The sequence below is a fragment of the Amycolatopsis sp. NPDC057786 genome, assembly GCF_042797905.1.
Taxonomy (GTDB): domain Bacteria; phylum Actinomycetota; class Actinomycetes; order Mycobacteriales; family Pseudonocardiaceae; genus Amycolatopsis.
Genome location: NZ_JBHVKW010000043.1, coordinates 45068 through 61638 on the forward strand (window position 1 = coordinate 45068; position 16571 = coordinate 61638).

Here is a 16571-nt window from a genome sequence, read left to right on the forward strand (position 1 = left end):
GCTCGTGAGTGGTAAGGACGGTTCCAACCGTCCTTACCACTCACGAGCTCAGGCGTGGAGTTCGTTCAGTTCTTCGAGGCTGGTCGGCACGTAGAAGGGCGGCGTGCTGGTGCCCATGATGCGGTAGCGGTCCCACGGGTCCGGGTCGGAGAGTTCGCCCTTCGCGCTGTACTCGCCCGCGCGGATCTCGACGGCGGTCTTCTTGCCACCCGCGGCCGCGGACACCTGCTCGTTGGTGGCGACGCGGCCGTACCAGCGGTAGTACCCGTCGATGGGCTGGAAGTAGCCCCTCAGGTCGACCGTGGTCGCGATCTCGGTCCCGTCGATCACGAGGACCGCTTCGCCGGAGTAGCCGTCTTCGTCGTGCTCGCTCATTTCGCCTCCGATTCCTTCCGCATCTGGACGACCTTGTTCTCTTCGAGCGGCAGGTTCGGGTCGATGACGATGCCCTGCTGGCGGGAGAGGCCGTCGATCGCGGCCCAGATGATCTGCGTCAGATACTCGACGACGCTGTCACGGCCCATCGAGCGCCGGTCCAGCCACCATTCGCCGGTGCTCTGCACCATGCCGACGATGCCGTGCGCCCACGGTTCGGCGGCGCCGGAGTCCATGTTGAACATCCGCATGTAGTCGCCGAGCAGCGCGGTCAGCGCGGTGGCGATCAGTTCCTTGTCCTCGGCGACGACGTCGGCCTTGACGACCACCTTCTCCTGGAGGCCGCCGCGCGCGAGCAGGCGGTACAGGTTGGGGTGCTCCTCGATGACGCTGAAGAAGGCGTCGAGTGCCATCCGGATCCGGGGGACCGGGGCGAGTTCGGAGTTGATGGCCGGGATCAGCCGCTGGAAGAGGATCTCCGTGCCGCGCTGCCCGAGTGCGACGTACAGATCCGCCTTGTCGTCGAAGTGCCGGTACAGCACGGGTTTCGTGACGCCCGCTTCGGCGGCGACGTCTTCCATGCCGAGGTCCGGCCCGTGGGTGTCGAGCGCGCGCAGGGCGGCCTCGACGAACTCCGCGCGGCGCGCGATCCGGTGCTTGCGCCAGCGATCACGACGGGCGTCACCCGTGTCGGCCTCACCCGCTGTGGGGTGCTTGCTCGACTGCTTGCTGTTGCGCTTGACACGTTCGATCACCCCAGTCATGCTACCAGAGGTAACTGTTACCACGAGTTACAGATAGGGGTGTGTCGGCAATGACGCGGGCGCTGAAGGAAACAGACCGGGAGAAGACGGCCGAGCGGCTGCTCAAGTCCTCCGCGAACAAGTTCTACGATCCCGACGTCGACATCGACTGGAACGCCCCGCTCGTCGACGGGAAGCGTTTCATCCCGGCCCACCGTTCTTCGCTCTACGGCACCGAGTTGTGGGATTCGCTGTCCGAAGTGCAGCGCATCGAACTCGGCAAGCACGAAGTCGCGAGTGTCGCCACGACGGGGCTGTGGTTCGAAATCCTCCTGATGCAGATGCTGCTCAAGGAGGTCTACGAAGAGGACCCGACCAGCTCGCACGCCCAGTACGCGTTGACCGAGATCGCCGACGAATGCCGTCACTCGACGATGTTCGCGCGGATGGCTTCGCGGATCGGCTGCCCGAACTACGGGCCGGTGCCCTGGCTGCGGCGGCTGGCGAAACTGATGCCGACTATCAGCTACGGCCCCGCGCGCTACGGCGCGATCCTCGTCGCCGAAGAGGTCCTCGACCGGCTTCAGCGCGAGCAGATGAACGACCCGGACATCCAGCCGCTGGTGCGCATGGTCAACCGGATTCACGTCCTCGAAGAGGCCCGGCACGTCACCTTCGCCCGCGAAGAGGTGACTCGCGGGATGGCGAAACTGTCGAAGAAGGAAATCGTCTACCAGCAGTTCATCATCGCGCTCATTTCGTACTTCGTGACGCGGGCCTTCATCAACCCGAACGTCTACAAGGCCGTCGGCATCCGTCCGCGAGACGGTGTCGAAGCCGCGCTGAACAACCCCCACTGGCGCGAAAGCATCCAGTGGGCAGGCGAGAAGATCATGCCGTTCCTGCAGGAATCCGGGCTGGTCGGCAAGCCGGGCATGTACTTCTGGCGCAAGTCCTTCCTGCTGCCGGGAAAGCGATGAGGAGCGTCAAGCAGCGCGACGCCGTCTCGTGGGACCCGTCGCGGGAACACCGGTTCGTGACGGGCGACGGCACCGCCCTGCACGTCGAGACGAGCGGCCCCGCCGACTCCGAACTCACCCTGGTACTCGTGCACGGCTGGACCCAGGACCACCGGACCTGGGACGGCGTGACGTCGCGCCTCGGCGACTCGGTCCGGATCCTGCGCTACGACCTGCGCGGTCACGGCGGTTCCGCGCCGGCGAAACCGGGGACGGCCACGATCGCCACCCTCGCCGACGACCTCGCCGAGCTGATCCAGGATCGCGTCCCGAACGGACCGCTCGTGCTCGCCGGGCACTCCATGGGCGGTATGACGATCATGGAACTTTCCCGCAGACATCCCGATCTCGTGGCCCGGCGCGTCGCAGGGGTCGCGTTCGTCGCCACGTCGTCCGGTGAGATGGACCGGATCACCCTCGGCCTGCCGGGGATCGCGGGCAGCGGCGCGGCGAGGTTCGAACGGAGGCTCGCGAAGCTGCTCGCGAAGAACCGCCGTGACGCCTTGCCGCTGCCGCTGTCGGTGGTGCGGCCGGGTGCCAGACTGCTCGTCTTCGGGCGTCGGCCCGCGCGGGCCGACGTGGACTCGGTCGCGGAACAGTTGCTGTGCGCGCATCCGGCGAGCGTCGCGGGTTTCCAGGACGCGATCTCTCAGCACGACTGCCGGGTCACGCTGGCCGCGCTGCAAGGCAAACCGGTGGTCGTGCTCGCGGGGGAGCGGGACCGGCTCTGCCCGCCGCCGCACGCCAAGGTCATCGCCGACGAGCTGCCGGAGGCGGAGTTCGTGCGCTATCCGGGCGCCGGGCACATGCTCCCGCAGGAACGGGCGCAAGAGGTTTCGGACCGCATCGCCGCCCTCGTCCGCCGCGCCGCGAGGGTCTGAATAAGGGGAGCAAGGGACCTTTGCTACCGCTTCTCTCGACATTGAGACAAGTGGTAGCAAAGGTCCCTTGCTCTCTTTTGGGCGTGGCGGTGCCGTGCCTACCCTGAAGGTAGTGAATGAGGCCTTCACGGACTCTGGGTCCCTCAAGGGGGCCTTCACGGAACGCTGAATCGCCCCAGCAACCCCAAGCGTCACAGGCCAAGTACATGAAGGCCCCCTTCCTTGCGCCTAGGTACAGGAAGGGGGCCTTCATGTACCTAGGTGGTAGCAAAGGTCCCTTGCTCCCTTCAGAGGTTCGTGTAGCCGTGCTCCAGGAGCCGGACCCCGGCCTCCCGGTAGGCGTCCTGGTCGTCGACGGCGCGGGTGGCCAGCCCGTCGACGTAGCGGTTGAACATGCAGAAGGCGGCCGCGATCAGGACCGTGTCGTGGATTTCGACGTCCGTCGCGCCCTCCGCGCGGGCCATCTCGATCAGATCGGCGCCCACGGATTTCCCGCTTTCCCGGACCGCGAGCGCGATGTGCAGAAGCGCCTTCACCTTCGCTGACACGGGTGCGCCGTCGACGTCCTTCCAGGCCGCTTCGACGACCGGCATGCCGCCTTCGAGCGCTTCGGCGGCGACGGCGGCGTGACTGCGTGAGCAGAACGTGCAGTCGTTGCCGCGCGAGACGACCGCGCCGATCAGTTCGCGCTCGCCAACGCTGAGGCTGCTCGGGCCGCGGAGCAGGACCTCGGCGAGTTGCCCGAGCGGCGCGGCCGTCTCCGGCCGGTAGGCGAACAGAGCCGTGATGCCGGGCAGGTTCTCGTCGAGCGCGATATGGGGCATGGGTGACTCCTCGCGGATCGGTGACGTGATCGTTCGATTCATAGCCGAGATCCGGCCGGGCCCGGTGCCGCTGGATGGATCAAAAGCGGTAGCAAAGGTCCCTTGCTCTTCTCGCGAGGGGGCCATCGTGGTTGGGTCGGGACGACCACTCACGAGGGGAACACCGTGATCGTCAGAGTCCGGGGGCGCGCGCTTCCCGACGGCGAGTATGTCGATTTGTACGCCGACGGCGACCGCTGGACGGCCGATCCGGTTCCGGGCGCGGAGCTGGTGGCCGAGGGCTGGCTCCTGCCGGGACTCGTCGACGCCCACACGCATCCCGGAGCCGAAGAGCCCGGCGATCCGATGGACGAGGAAATCCTGCGCGCCGATCTGGACCGGCACGTCGACGCCGGGGTCACGATGATCCGTTCGCCGGGGCTGCCCGGCGAGCCGCCCGAGTGGTTCGGTGCCGAACCAGGGCTGCCCCGCGCGGTGCACGCCGGTCCATGGATCGCCCAGCACGGCGAGTTCTTCGATGGCTGGGGTCGCCGCGCCACGCACGCGGAGCTGCCCGCGCTCGCCGCGGAGCAGGCGAAACGCACCGGCTGGGCGAAGGTCATCGCCGACTGGGAGACCGGGGACGACGCCGTGCCGTCCGACGTCCTGACCGCGGTCGTCGAGGCGGTGCACGCGGTGGGCGGGCGTCTCGCGGTGCACTCGCAGCACGCCGCCGGAGGCGAAGCCGCGGTGGCCGCCGGAGTCGATTCCGTCGAGCACGGAATGTGGCTCGACCCCGCGTACCTGTCGGAAATGGCGGCCCGCGGCACCGCGCTCACACCGACGCTTTCGGTGTTCCAGGCGGCGCTGGGGAGGGTGCGGGACCGCGAGGACACCCCGCGGAAACGCTGGTTCGTCGGCGGGGCGGAGGCGCATCCGGCGCTGGTCGTGGCGGCGGCCGAGGCGGGCGTGAAGATCCTCGCCGGCACGGATTCCCGGCCGCATGGTGGCGTCGGCGACGAAATCCGCGCGCTGGCGGAGGCGGGGCTGCGACCGCACGACGCTCTCGCCGCGGGCTCGTGGGCCGCGCGCGAGTACCTGGGGTTGCCCGGGCTGGTGCCGGGCGCGCCCGCCGACGCCGTCGTCTACGCGGAGGATCCGCGCCAAGACCTCGGACAGCTGGCGCATCCCGTCGCGGTCGTTTTGCGGGGCGTCCGCGTCAGGTGAGCTAACGTGATCTCATCGACTGGGGAGTTGAAACGATGAAACAGCGTGGATCGATTCTGTCCGTCTTCACCCTCACTCTCGCCGCGGTTCTCGGCGCGGCCCTGCTCACGAATCTCGGCGGTGAGACCACCGAAGCCGGCGGTGACGCCGAGTTCGCCGGTGTCGGCCGCGTCGTCATCCGCGACGCCTCGATGGTGCTCACGATGGATCCCAGCCTCGGCGAAGGACCGCTCGGCGCCCTCGCCGATGCCGACGTCGTGCTGGAAGGCACCAAGATCAAGCAGGTCGGCAAGGACCTCGACGCGGGCTCCGCGAAAGTCGTCGACGGCCGCGGCAAGATCGTGCTGCCCGGCTTCGTCGACCTGCACAACCACCTGTGGCAGTCGCTCATCCGCGGTTGCGCGGCCGACAAGGAACTCATCGGCTGGCTCGGCAAATGCGTCATCCCGTTGTACCGCGCGCCCGTGACCGACGCGGACGCGTACGCGGGCACGAAACTCGCCGCGGCCGACGTCGTCTCGACCGGCATCACCACGGTCACCGACTGGTCGCACGCCTTCAACACCGACTTCGCCAAGGGCGGTCTCCGCGCGCTCGGCGAGTCGAAGCTGCGCTTCCTGTACTCCTACAACGGCACCACGGATCCCGCGCTGCAGAACGAGATCCGCCGCGTGAAGCGCGAGGTCATCGACCCGAACCCGTTGGCACGCCTGCAGATCGGGACACATCCGTCCACGGGGAACTTCCCGAGCGTCGAGGCCTCGGAGAAGCTCGCGCGCGAACTCGGTGTCTCGCTGAACGTCCACCTGCTCGAATCGAAGGCCGACCTGACCGCGGGGCAGATGGACGCGCTCCGGCGGGCGAACGCGCTGCATCCCGGGCTGGTGGCGAACCACGTCATCCAGACCACCGACGCCGACCTCGACGAACTCGCGGCCGCCGGGGTCAGCGTGGCGCACAACCCGCTCTCGAACATGCGGCTCGCGTCCGGGGTGATCCGGCTGCCGGAGATGAAGAAGCGGAACATGAAGGTCGGGCTCGGCCTAGACGGCGGCACCAACGACACGAGCGACATGTTCAACGTGATGCGCGCGGCCGTCGGCCTCCAGCGGGCGACCACGACGGATCCGGCGGTCTACCCGACCACCGCGGACGTCCTGCGCATGGCGACCCTCGGTGGTGCGGAAGCGCTGGGCATGGACAAGGAGATCGGGTCGCTGACGCCGGGCAAGCGGGCGGATCTCCAGCTGGTCGACGCGCAGGCGGTCAACTTCGCGCCGAAGGTGGATTGGGTCAATCAGCTGGTCTTCAACACCCAGCCCGCGAACGTCTCGTGGGTGTTCGTCGACGGCCGCGCCCTCAAGCGCGAAGGACGCGTTGTCGGCATCGACACCGCGAAGGTCGTCGCCGAGGCCCAGCTTGCCGCCGACCGCCTGAAGAAGCTCCTGCCCCAGTAACCCCACGCATTTCGTCCTCTGAATGCGGTAGTTGCACGCGCAAGGACCGCATTCAGAGGACGAAACGAGGGTCAGTGCTGCAGCGGGAAACCACCGCCGATGCCTCGCCAGGCGAGGTTGGCGGTGAGGGCGACGGCCTCTTCGCGGCTCATCGACTTGTGGTGCGCCAGCCAGAACCGGGCGCTGACCTGCGAGAGGCCCACGAGGCCGACGGCGAGCAGCCGGGCCTTGTCCTCGTCGAGGCCCGCGTCGGCGGTGATGGTCTCGGTGATCGCGTCGACGCTGGCCGACGTCGCCCGGTCCACCGCCTCCTGCACGGCGGGCTCGCCGCGCAGATCGGACTCGAACACCATGCGGAACGCGCCGGCGTCGTTGTTGACGAAGTCGAAGAACGCGCCGACGGTCGCCGGCACGCGCTGCTTGTTGTCCGTCGTGGAGTCGAGCGCGTCCTTGACCCGCCGCACCAGTTCGTCGACGTGGCTCTCCAGCAGCGCGATGTAGAGGTCGAGCTTGCCGGGGAAATGCTGGTAGAGGACCGGCTTGCTGACTCCGGCCTCTTCGGCGATCTCGTCCATCGCGGCGGCGTGGTATCCGTTCGCGGCGAACACCCGCTGCGCGGCGGCCAGCAGCTGGGCGCGGCGTTCCGTTCTGGGCAGGCGGACACCTCGGGCCTGCAGTCGCGCCATGTCTGTCATCGTTCCTCCAGTTCGAGGCACTCGTCTCCGCCGAGAACGCATCACCAGCGCAGTCGAGCGGCGCTTCACGAGGCGGGGTCACCACCGCGTGAAGTGAGGTCGAGATTACTCGCCGGTACAGCCGGACCGCCAAGGGTCAGGCATCCTTGATGCTGTGTCTTCTCCAGTTTCCCGTGCCGCCGGGGGCCGGCCGCCGCTGACCCACGTGCCGCTTTCGCGCAGGTCGTTGCCGTCACTGGACCCCGCGCCGCCCCCTTGGCCCGGGGAAACAATAGGTGTCGCCGGGGTGAAATTGCACATCCGCCGGACGCCGGGCGGCCCGGAGACGGCCGTCTACGTCCATGGGCTCGGCGGTTCGTCCACGAACTGGACCGACCTCGCCGCGCTGCTGGCGCCCCAGGCGGGCGGCACCTCGGTCGATTTGCCGGGTTTCGGCTATTCGGAGCCGCCCGGTACGTTCGACTTCAGCCTCGACTCGCACGCCGAGATCGTCGCGAGCCACATCGAGAGCCTCGAAGCGGGGCCGGTGCACTTGTTCGGCAACTCGATGGGCGGCGCGGTCGCGCTGCTCGTCGCGGCCCGCCGTCCGGAGCTGGTGAAGACGCTGACGCTGATCTCGCCCGCGATGCCGGATCTCCGGCCCAGCATGAAACGGCTGTCCGATCCGCGGATGGCGTTCGCGTACCTGCCGCTGATCGGCCCGAGGGTCCGGCGGCAGCTTGCCGCGCTCGGCCCGCGTGAACGTGCCATGCAGGTCATCAAGCTGTGCTTCGCCGATCCGAGCCGCTTCGCCGAAAGCAGGCTGGACGAGCTAGAAGAGGAGCACAGCGCTCGTGCCGCCTTCGAATGGGCCGCTCCCGCGCTGGCGCGCAGCACCTTCGGCATCTTTCGGACGTGGTCCGCCCGCGGGCCCGCGTCGCTGTGGGCGGTCGCGCCGATGGTCGACGCGCCGACGCTCGTCGTATGGGGGCAGCACGACCGGGTGATCTCCGTCCGGCGCGCTGAGCGCACCGCCCGGCTACTTCCGCACGCCCGGTTGCTGGTCCTGCCCCGAACCGGCCACGTGGCGCAGATGGAACGCCCGAATGTCGTAGCGAAGGCTGTTTTGGGGATGTGGGAATCGGTCGAATCGGGCACCTGGTAGCCCATTCGGGTGGGCGGGACACGCCGCGCGAAGCGCCGGTCGCTCACAACATCACAGTTCGGTTATGGCACCCTGGTGCGCGTGGACCGGGTAAAGCAAGGCGCGCAGGGCGAAGGACGGCGGTCTCAGTACTCCGCCTCCGGTCGCCGACCGCCGCGTACCCAGCCTCGGCCCTCCGACGCACCGCGCACCGGCCAGTACCGGCCGACGCCGCCGCCGTCGCAGCGGCTCGACGAGGACCGCTACCGCCCCGGCGGCCGCCGGACGAGTGCCCAGCCGCTCAGCGCGTCCTGGAAGCCGCACGAGCCGGGCGCGGCCAAGTCCAAGGCGCGTAAGGGCAAGGGCGGCATCGGCCAGTTCGCCAAGACCTACGGCTGGCGCGTGTACGCGCTGCCGATCCTCGTGGTGATCACCGCACTGGTCGTGTTCAACACCGCCACCGGCCCGCCGGAGCCGATCGCCACGGACGGGGCGAGTCTCGCTTCGGCGGATGGATCCGACGGGTCCGCCGGCAACGGCGGCGAGCCGGGCGCGGGCGTGGACGGGGGCGGCGACGTCCTCCCGGAGAACCCGGCCAAACCGGTCGACCTCAAGATCCCGACCGCGGACCTGCCCAAGGGCGGCCCCTACACCGAGTCCGGCAAGGGCACCTATCACGTGGTGCCCGGCAAGGGCGAGAAGGTCGGGACGGGCCAGTTGTACACGTACACCGTCGAGGTCGAGGACGGCATCGATCCATCCAGCTACAGCGGTGACGACAGCTTCGCCACGATGGTGGAGGGCACGCTCTCCAACCCCAAGAGCTGGACGTGGGACGGCAAGAAGGCGCTCCAGCGCGTCGATGCGAGTTACCCGAACCCCAGCTTCCGGGTGAGCCTCACCACACCGAACACGACGCATCGCGCGGACGTCTGCATGTTCCAGATCACCTACGAGACCTCGTGTTACCGCGCGAGCTTCGACAAGCGCGTGGTGATCAACCTCGCCCGCTGGGTGCGGGGGGCGATGGCCTTCGAGAGCGACATGACCGGGTATCGCCAGTACGCCATCAATCACGAGGTCGGGCACGCCCTCGGCGGAAAGCATGTGGGCTGCAAGGAGAACGGCGGGATCGCGCCCGTGATGATGCAGCAGACGTTCGGCGTGTCCAACGACTTCGTGGCGCAGCTGAACAATCTTCCCGGCGGTGACCGCGGCAAGGTGCCTGCGGACGGAAAGGTCTGCAAGCCGGGCTCCTGGCCGAATCAGACACCCTAGTCCGCGCCGTCTCATCAGCTGGAATATCCCAGGGTCTGGAACAGGGGAAGGCGTTCGGGCCTTTCCGTGTTGTAGATACTGGGATGCGACCCGCGATCCACGCGAGATGGAGGACCCGATGTCAGGCACGCTGCCGCCGCTCGTCGAGCCGGCCGCCGAGCTCACCAAGGAAGAGGTGGCCCGGTACAGCCGTCACCTGATCATCCCGGACGTCGGGATGACCGGGCAGAAGCGGCTGAAGAACGCCAAGGTGCTGGTCATCGGTGCCGGCGGCCTCGGCAGCCCGGCGCTGCTGTACCTCGCCGCGGCCGGGGTCGGCACGCTCGGCATCGTCGACTTCGACGAGGTCGACGAATCGAATCTGCACCGCCAGGTCATCCACGGCCAGTCCGACATCGGCAAGCTGAAGGCGGCGTCCGCGCAGGAGTCGCTCGCCGAGATCAACCCGTTCGTCAAGGTGCACCTGCACACCGACCGGCTCGAGTCGTCCAACGCGCTGGAGCTGTTCGAGCAGTACGACCTCATCCTCGACGGCACCGACAACTTCGCGACGCGCTACCTGGTCAACGACGCCGCCGTGCTCACCGGCAAGCCCTACGTGTGGGGCTCGATCTACCGGTTCGAGGGGCAGGCGAGCGTGTTCTGGGAGGACGCGCCGAACGGCAAGGGCCTCAACTACCGCGACCTCTACCCCGAGCCGCCGCCGCCCGGCATGGTGCCGTCGTGCGCCGAGGGCGGTGTGCTGGGCGTGCTGTGCGCGTCGATCGGCTCGATCATGGTGAACGAGGCGATCAAGCTGATCACCGGCATCGGTGAGCCGCTGCTGGGCAGGCTCGTCAGCTACGACGCGCTGGAGATGAAGTACCGCGAGGTCAAGATCCGCAAGGATCCGGAGACTCCGAAGATCACCGAGCTCATCGACTACGAAGCATTCTGTGGTGTTGTGTCCGACGAAGCCGCTTCGGCTGCTTCGGGGCACACGATCACCCCGGCGGAGCTCAAGGCCAAGTTCGACAACGGCGACAACTTCGCCCTCATCGACGTCCGCGAGCCGCACGAGTACGAGATCGTGAACATCAAGGGCGCGACGCTGATCCCGAAGGACAAGATCCTCTCGGGCGAGGCGCTGGCGGAACTGCCGCAGGACAAGCCGATCGTGCTGCACTGCAAGTCCGGTGCGCGTTCGGCGGAGGCGCTCGCGGCGCTGCACAAGGCCGGGTTCAAGGACGCGACCCACCTCGGGGGCGGCGTGCTGGCCTGGGCGCGGCAGATCGACCAGAGCCTGCCGACTTACTGAGGTTTCAGCCCGCTGACCAGCGGAAAGAGAGCAAGGGACCTTTGCTGTCGTTAGTTAGTGCGCTAACGAACGCTAGCAAAGGTCCCTTGCTCTCTTTGAGGCTTGGCGGTGCCGTGAAGGCCTCCTTGCCTACCCTGACGGTAGTGAAGGAGGCCTTCACGGACTCTGGGTCCCTCAAGGAGGCCTTCACGGAACGCGGGTACCGAGGCGGTAGCAAAGGTCCCTTGCTCCCCTCAGTAGCCGACGGACCGGCCCACGAAGATCGCCCGCACGAACGTCGCGAACCCCGCGACGACATCGGTCCGGTTCCCTCGGGGCGACTTCGGCACGGAGGCGATGATCTCGGCGTCGGTCAGCGGATGGGTCTTCCCTGCCAGTTCGCGGAGTTCCCCGGGTTTCCAGTTGTGGTTGCCCGCGAGGTGCACCGACAGGGCGCCACGCCGCTGGATGAACTCGATCCGATCGGCGTTCCGCCGGATGAACTCGCCTTCGCCGACTTGAGCGCACGTCGCGTTTTCTAGGCGCCAAGCGGTCTTCACCGACGTCTCGCAGCTCTCGACGGCGTCGGTCGCGAAGGTCCAGACGGGCGAGATCCACAGCTGAGGCGCGTACTCGACGATCAGCGCCCCGGAGTCTTCGGTCGTCTTGGTCGGGAGTCGCTGGGGGCCGAGATCCGCGGCGAGGGTGCGGTCGTGCGGGACGCCGGTCGTGGCGAGGCGCCGTGCGGGGGTGTCCGGCGGAAGCGACGCGGGGACGGCGATCCCGCCCGCGATCAGGGCGACCAGGAGGACACCCGCGCCCAGCCGCACTCGGAGGTCACGCGTGACCAGCCCCGCGACGAGCAGCACCGGCACTCCGAGGAACGGCGCCGCGAACCACGGGTCGAACGCCTCCGCCACTTCCAGCACGAAGATCGCGCCGAAAACACCGCAGATCCCGGTCGCGACGGCCCATACAAAGCGCGGCCAAGGCCTCGCGACGGCCGGAAAGGCTTCCGGTGCCGCGAAACCGATGAGGTAGACCACGCCGATCGACACGAGCGGCACCGGCAACGCGATCCAGGGAACGTGCAGGAACGCGGCGAGCGGGAGCAACAAGCCCACGGTGAGCGCACCCAGCGTGCCGAGCAGCCACAGTGAGCCGAGCGCGAGCGCGGCGAGTTGCCCATCGGTGAGGCGGCGCTGAGCCGTTCGGGGGACCACGGTCGAAGAATGGCAGGTCAGAAGCGATCCTGTCTTGAGTATCGCTACTCAAGACCAGCGCGTCTTCTCGTTCGTGGCACGGAAGACGGGGTAACGTGCCGAGCCGTGCGTGCCACCCTTGAAAGCCCTCCGGAACACGTCTGTTCGGCGTTCGGCGGACGTACCGGTGACGCGGAACCGCTGCCCGGCACCACCGCCTGGCGCTACAACGATCTCGTGCTCAAACCCGTCGTCGACAAGTCGCGGACCCTGTGGACGGCGCGGGCGCTGGAAGCCGTCGACGAGCCGGGGCTGCGGGTCGCGAAACCGGTCCGATCCAGCGACGGCAGATGGATCGTCGGCGGCTGGTCGGCGAACCGGTTCGTGTCCGGCACGGCCGAGCACCGGTACGACGAGGTCGTGCACGCGGCGATCAAACTGCATCGCGCGACGGCCGGGCTGCCGCGGCCGGATTTCCTGGGACGGCGCACCGATATCGAGGCACTTGCCGACAAACTCGCCTGGGGCGAGGCGGAAATGTCCCTCGACGAGAACAAGGGCGGCCGCTGGTTCGAGGTGCTGGCCGGTTCGCGAAGACCGGTCAAACTGCCGGACCAGGTCGTCCATGGGGAGCTTCTGGCAGGCGTGCTCTTCGACGGCGACGCGGCCCCCGGCATCGTCGATTTCGTACCGTACTACCGGCCGGGTGAATGGGGCGCCGCGATCGTCGCGGTCGACGCGCTGGCCTGGGGCGGCGCCACCATCGATCTCCTCGAACGCTGGGCGCATCTGCCCGAATGGCCTCAGCTCCTCCTGCGGGCGGTCCTCTTCCGCCTGGCCGCCAACGCCCTCGACCCGCGGTCGACCCGGGCGGCGCACGACGGACTCCGTGCGGCCGCCCGGGACGTGAGCGCGGTGCTGTAGGTCACTCGGTGCGCAGGTTCTCCGTCTTCGCCGCCGCACGCACGGACGGCATCGTCGACGCCGTCACCAGCAGCACCATGGCGATCGTCGCCGAGGCGAGCAACCCGACCGCGGACCAGTCGACGTACAGCCCGTCCCAGAACAGCCGCCTGCCCAGCGCGGCGACGGCGATCCCGGTCACCGTCGCGAGCACGATGCCGAGTAGCAGCGGAATCCCGTTCTGCCACAACAAGGAACGGGCGATCACCCGCACCGGCACGCCGGTGGCGGACAGCGCCCCGAGCGCCCGGCGCCGTTCCCGGACCTGTTCCTGGGCGAGCACCAGCAGGCTCACCCCGGCCAGCAGCAGGATCGACAACGCGCCGCCGAGCAGGATGTTCCGCACGTCGTCGACCATCCGGGCCTCGTCGGAGACCCGCTTTTCGTTGGAGGACGCCACAGTGATCTGCCCGCTGTAGGGCGCCACCGAGTTTCGCACCAGTTCGACGAAGTCCGGATTCCCGGTCGTCCCACGCAGGCTCACCGTGACCGGCGCGGCGGCCAGGTCGACACCCGCCACCGTGGTGGGCGTCGCGAGCAAGTCCACCCCGAGTTGCTCGCCGAGCGCTGAAGGCTTCACCTCCAGCGGCCGGGGTGTTGCCGGAACGGTCCAGGGCCACTCCCTCTTGTCGTCGTCGGTGAGCTTCAGCGACTGTCCTTTGTGGAGAGAGGCAGGATCGGCGAACACGTCACCGTCGCGGCATCCGGTCGCGGTGGTGGTCGCTTCGATCGTGGCGCAGTCGGCGACGGCGAACGAGACGAGGGCGCCGTCCCCGCGGTTCGCGTCGACGAGCATCGAACGCATGACCTGGAAGTCGGCCGCGCCGGGCACCGCGCGGATCGCGGCGATCGCCTGGTCGGCCACCGAGCCGTCGGCATGGACGGTGGTCCGGTCGCCTGCCCTCTCCTGGTAACCGGCCGCCAGCGACACCTGGCCCGCCAAAAGGCTCTGCAGCGCGATCACCCCGGCGAGCACCACGCAGAGACCCGCGACCACCCGCGCCGGGGTCCCGCTGTCGTTCCGCAGACGGCGGATCGCGAGCTGGAACGACGGCGACCCGCCCTTGATCCGGGCGGCGAGGCGCTCCAGCAGCCAGGGCAGCACCGCGGGGATCCCGAGCATCAGCAGTACGGCGCCGGCGATCAGCGTCATTCGGCCGAATTCGCTTGCGACGCTGAAATCCGGGGCTATCAAAGCGATTCCGACGACGATCGGCAGCAGTCGCCACCACAGGCGCCGCTTCGGCGGCACGGTTTCGCGGACGACTCCGAGCGGTTCGACGACCGTGCGCCGCTGGGCCGCCCAAGCCGCCGCCACGGTCAGGGCGGGGACGACGAGCACGATCAGCACCACCAGCGGCCATGACGGGGTCAGGTCCGCCGGGTACACCCCGAACCGGACCACCTGGAAGTCCGTCACCGCGCCGCGGAAGAGCAGGAACGCCGCGGCGCCGGCGATCAAGCCCGCCACGGCACCTACGAGGGATTCCGCCGCGGTGATCCGGTGCAACTGCTTGAGGGACGAGCCCGCCAACCGCAGCGCGGCGAGCCGCCGGTCGCGGGCCGCGCCGCCGAGCTGGGAGACCGTCCCGACGAAGATGAAGACCGGCGTGAGCAGGACGAAGAGGCCGATCAGCAGCAGCGAGAGGATTCCCCGTTCGAACGGCGTTTCGTAACCGGGAGGGGAACCGAAGGCATAGATCGCGACGCCGTTCCGCGGATTGCCCGTGCCGGCGTACACGACGAGATCATTCGGATTGAGCACGGCTTCCGCATCGATGATCCCGACCGGCTTGCCGGGCAGACGGGGCCGCAGCAGGCCACTGGTGTCGGCCGCGACGAGTTCGTCGAGCTTCGGGGAAAGGAAGACCTCACCCGGCGCGGGCAGCCGGTCCACCCCCGGCGGGATCGGCGAGTTCGGCCCGGTGGCCTGGAGGTGGACGAGCGAGATCGCCTGACCGCGGAAGTCGGTCGTCGTCGCACGGTAGTTCAGCGGTGCGACGCCCGGGATCTGTTCGTACCGCGGGGAAGCGGCGTACGTCCGCTGGTCGCGGTTCTCCTTGACGGTGCCCGCGGAGGCGCCCATCAGGAGGACCGCCACCGCGAGCCCGATGCCTATCGTGCTCAGGACGAGCCTGACGATCGAGCCCCGGCCGCCCCCGACGGCCAGCCGGAACCCCAGCATCAGATCTTCGCGCCCCGTCATCGGGTGACCACCGGTTCACGTGTCCGGCCGTCTCGCACGATGACCTCCCGGTCGGAGTAGGCGGCCACCCGCGCTTCGTGGGTGACCAGGACGACGGCGGCGTCGGTCTGCTTCGCCGTCTCCGACAGCAAACGCATGACGAGCTCACCGCTGAGCGTGTCCAGCGCGCCGGTCGGTTCGTCGGCGAAGACCACCGACGGTTCGGTGATCAGCGCCCTGGCCATGGCGACCCGCTGGCTCTGTCCGCCCGAAACCTGGCCGGGAGTGCTGTCGTCGACGTCGCCGACCGCCAGCCGGTCGAGCCAGGTCCGCGCGATCCGCTCGGCGGGGCGGCGCTTCATCCCGCCAAGGCGCAGCGGCAGCGCGACGTTCTCCAGGCAGCTCAGTTCCGGGACGAGCTGCCCGAACTGGAAGACGAAGCCGAATTCGGTACGCCGCAGGGCACTGCGTTCGGTGTCGGACATGCTCGCGAGGTCTCGTCCGCGGAACAGCACCTGACCCGCGTCGGGCCGCAAGATGCCGGACAGACAGTGCAGGAGCGTCGACTTCCCGGAGCCGGAGGGGCCCATGATCGCGACGATCTCGCCGGCTTCGAGCGTCAGCCCCGCCCCGGCGAGCGCCTGGTTCGGGCCGAAGGCCTTCTCCAGGCCGAGCCCGTGTAACAACGGTGTTTCCACTGTGTGGTCCCCAGATCAGCGCGTCAGCTGGCGCGCGAGGTCGTCGAGGCGCGCGGCGGTGAGTTCGAGCCACCGCAGATCCGCCTCCAGGTGGAAGAGCGCGTGGTCGCAGATCAGCTGGTCGGCGAGGTCGCCGTCGGTTTTGCGGGCGGTGAGTTCGCGCATGGCACGCAGGTGGGAGCTCCGCTGGGCGTCGAGCAGATCCTGCGCACCGCGGCCGGACAGCAGCGCGAGCACGACCTTGGTGTAGAGCGTGTTCTGCAGGTAGACCGACGGACTTTCCGGGCTTTTCAGCCATTCCTCGACGTTGGTGACGCCCGCCTCGGTGATCGCGTACCGCTTCCGGTCCGGGCCGCCGCCCGCCTCGACGCCGTTCTCCTCGACCAGGCCGTTCTTCAGCAGCCGGTTCAGCGTCGAGTAGACCTGGCCGTAGTGCAGCGGGCGGTCTTGGCGGAACTGCTTGTCGTACAGCTGTTTGAGGTCGTAGCCGTGCTTCGGACCGGCTTCGAGCAGGCCGAGCAGCGTGTTCCCGATGGACATGCGGGCGACTATACACACTATCTATACATCGAGTGCATAGTTGCTGAAGGGGACTTTCCCCGCATGCCACGCGGCGAAGGGAGCTTTCACCGCGTCGCATGCGGGG

The 16571-nt window shown here is 68.5% G+C and carries 16 protein-coding genes; 8 read left to right on the forward strand and 8 right to left on the reverse strand.

The annotated features are described in order from the left end of the window. Positions 1 to 48 precede the first annotated feature (48 nt). A complete protein-coding gene (locus ACFVM3_RS22330; RefSeq protein ID WP_378441364.1) occupies positions 49 to 375 on the reverse strand; it encodes a DUF4873 domain-containing protein in 327 nt (108 codons plus the stop codon). Next, positions 372 to 1139, reverse strand: a complete 768-nt coding sequence (locus tag ACFVM3_RS22335) for a TetR/AcrR family transcriptional regulator (RefSeq protein WP_378441365.1) — start codon at positions 1137 to 1139, stop codon at positions 372 to 374. The genes ACFVM3_RS22330 and ACFVM3_RS22335 overlap by 4 nt, the downstream gene beginning before the upstream one ends. A 50-nt stretch (positions 1140 to 1189) precedes the next feature. Between ACFVM3_RS22335 and ACFVM3_RS22340 the strand changes: the two genes are divergently transcribed. Then, the gene (locus tag ACFVM3_RS22340) at positions 1190 to 2098 is read left to right on the forward strand and encodes a diiron oxygenase (protein ID WP_378441367.1); all 909 of its coding nucleotides are present in this window, start codon (positions 1190 to 1192) and stop codon (positions 2096 to 2098) included. Next, entirely contained in the window at positions 2095 to 3018 is a 924-nt protein-coding gene (locus ACFVM3_RS22345) for an alpha/beta fold hydrolase (protein WP_378441369.1), read from the forward strand. Before ACFVM3_RS22340 ends, ACFVM3_RS22345 begins: the two co-directional genes overlap by 4 nt. A gap of 287 nt (positions 3019 to 3305) precedes the next feature. On the opposite strand, the gene ACFVM3_RS22350 is transcribed toward ACFVM3_RS22345, so the two are convergent. Continuing rightward, on the reverse strand, positions 3306 to 3842 hold the full coding sequence (locus tag ACFVM3_RS22350) for a carboxymuconolactone decarboxylase family protein (protein WP_378441371.1): 537 nt from the start codon (positions 3840 to 3842) through the stop codon (positions 3306 to 3308). A 165-nt stretch (positions 3843 to 4007) separates the two neighbouring features. Here ACFVM3_RS22350 and ACFVM3_RS22355 point away from each other — a divergent pair, with 165 nt between their 5' ends. Together ACFVM3_RS22355 and ACFVM3_RS22360 are read left to right on the forward strand one after the other, a co-directional pair. Beyond that, a complete protein-coding gene (locus tag ACFVM3_RS22355; RefSeq protein ID WP_378441373.1) occupies positions 4008 to 5048 on the forward strand; it encodes an amidohydrolase family protein in 1041 nt (346 codons plus the stop codon). A gap of 35 nt (positions 5049 to 5083) precedes the next feature. Beyond that, positions 5084 to 6505: an amidohydrolase family protein gene (locus tag ACFVM3_RS22360; protein WP_378441375.1), complete on the forward strand. Its 1422-nt coding sequence runs from the start codon at positions 5084 to 5086 to the stop codon at positions 6503 to 6505. A 71-nt stretch (positions 6506 to 6576) separates the two neighbouring features. Here ACFVM3_RS22360 and ACFVM3_RS22365 read toward each other — a convergent pair whose 3' ends face one another. Beyond that, entirely contained in the window at positions 6577 to 7200 is a 624-nt protein-coding gene (locus ACFVM3_RS22365) for a TetR/AcrR family transcriptional regulator (RefSeq protein ID WP_125680286.1), read from the reverse strand. A 286-nt stretch (positions 7201 to 7486) separates the two neighbouring features. Between ACFVM3_RS22365 and ACFVM3_RS22370 the strand changes: the two genes are divergently transcribed. The 3 genes from ACFVM3_RS22370 to moeZ all read left to right on the forward strand — a co-directional run bounded on the left by ACFVM3_RS22370 (position 7487) and on the right by moeZ (position 10898). Beyond that, complete coding sequence (locus ACFVM3_RS22370; RefSeq protein WP_378441377.1) at positions 7487 to 8344, forward strand: alpha/beta fold hydrolase; 858 nt, start codon at positions 7487 to 7489, stop codon at positions 8342 to 8344. Between the two features lie 81 nt (positions 8345 to 8425). After that, positions 8426 to 9601 carry a DUF3152 domain-containing protein gene (locus ACFVM3_RS22375; RefSeq protein ID WP_378441379.1) on the forward strand — a complete coding sequence of 392 codons (1176 nt, stop codon included), beginning with the start codon at positions 8426 to 8428 and terminating at the stop codon, positions 9599 to 9601. 118 nt (positions 9602 to 9719) lie between these two features. After that, complete coding sequence (moeZ, locus tag ACFVM3_RS22380; protein ID WP_034313402.1) at positions 9720 to 10898, forward strand: adenylyltransferase/sulfurtransferase MoeZ; 1179 nt, start codon at positions 9720 to 9722, stop codon at positions 10896 to 10898. A gap of 233 nt (positions 10899 to 11131) precedes the next feature. On the opposite strand, the gene ACFVM3_RS22385 is transcribed toward moeZ, so the two are convergent. Beyond that, positions 11132 to 12100: a hypothetical protein gene (locus tag ACFVM3_RS22385; RefSeq protein ID WP_378441381.1), complete on the reverse strand. Its 969-nt coding sequence runs from the start codon at positions 12098 to 12100 to the stop codon at positions 11132 to 11134. A gap of 105 nt (positions 12101 to 12205) precedes the next feature. On the opposite strand from ACFVM3_RS22385, the gene ACFVM3_RS22390 reads away from it, so the two are divergent. Next, positions 12206 to 13003, forward strand: coding sequence for a TIGR02569 family protein (locus ACFVM3_RS22390; protein WP_378441383.1), 798 nt, complete (start codon positions 12206 to 12208; stop codon positions 13001 to 13003). A 1-nt stretch (position 13004) separates the two neighbouring features. On the opposite strand, the gene ACFVM3_RS22395 is transcribed toward ACFVM3_RS22390, so the two are convergent. From ACFVM3_RS22395 to ACFVM3_RS22405, 3 genes are read right to left on the reverse strand one after another with little or no spacing between them, the layout of a single operon-like run. After that, the gene (locus tag ACFVM3_RS22395; RefSeq protein WP_378441385.1) at positions 13005 to 15248 is read right to left on the reverse strand and encodes an FtsX-like permease family protein; all 2244 of its coding nucleotides are present in this window, start codon (positions 15246 to 15248) and stop codon (positions 13005 to 13007) included. Beyond that, on the reverse strand, positions 15245 to 15925 hold the full coding sequence (locus tag ACFVM3_RS22400) for an ABC transporter ATP-binding protein (protein ID WP_378441386.1): 681 nt from the start codon (positions 15923 to 15925) through the stop codon (positions 15245 to 15247). The genes ACFVM3_RS22395 and ACFVM3_RS22400 overlap by 4 nt, the downstream gene beginning before the upstream one ends. Positions 15926 to 15940: 15 nt before the next feature. Next, positions 15941 to 16465 (reverse strand): PadR family transcriptional regulator, encoded by a 525-nt coding sequence (locus ACFVM3_RS22405; protein WP_034313248.1) that lies wholly within the window; start codon positions 16463 to 16465, stop codon positions 15941 to 15943. Positions 16466 to 16571 lie beyond the last annotated feature (106 nt).

Bases quoted from the DNA above. Each gene is read 5' to 3' on its own strand.
- ACFVM3_RS22335 (WP_378441365.1), bottom strand. From the start codon at position 1,139: ATGACTGGGGTGATCGAACGTGTCAAGCGCAACAGCAAGCAGTCGAGC.
- moeZ (WP_034313402.1), top strand. From the start codon at position 9,720: ATGTCAGGCACGCTGCCGCCGCTCGTCGAGCCGGCCGCCGAGCTCACC.
- ACFVM3_RS22350 (WP_378441371.1), bottom strand. From the start codon at position 3,842: ATGCCCCATATCGCGCTCGACGAGAACCTGCCCGGCATCACGGCTCTG.
- ACFVM3_RS22395 (WP_378441385.1), bottom strand. From the start codon at position 15,248: ATGACGGGGCGCGAAGATCTGATGCTGGGGTTCCGGCTGGCCGTCGGG.
- ACFVM3_RS22340 (WP_378441367.1), top strand. From the start codon at position 1,190: ATGACGCGGGCGCTGAAGGAAACAGACCGGGAGAAGACGGCCGAGCGG.
- ACFVM3_RS22365 (WP_125680286.1), bottom strand. From the start codon at position 7,200: ATGACAGACATGGCGCGACTGCAGGCCCGAGGTGTCCGCCTGCCCAGA.
- ACFVM3_RS22405 (WP_034313248.1), bottom strand. From the start codon at position 16,465: ATGTCCATCGGGAACACGCTGCTCGGCCTGCTCGAAGCCGGTCCGAAG.
- ACFVM3_RS22330 (WP_378441364.1), bottom strand. From the start codon at position 375: ATGAGCGAGCACGACGAAGACGGCTACTCCGGCGAAGCGGTCCTCGTG.
- ACFVM3_RS22360 (WP_378441375.1), top strand. From the start codon at position 5,084: ATGAAACAGCGTGGATCGATTCTGTCCGTCTTCACCCTCACTCTCGCC.
- ACFVM3_RS22345 (WP_378441369.1), top strand. From the start codon at position 2,095: ATGAGGAGCGTCAAGCAGCGCGACGCCGTCTCGTGGGACCCGTCGCGG.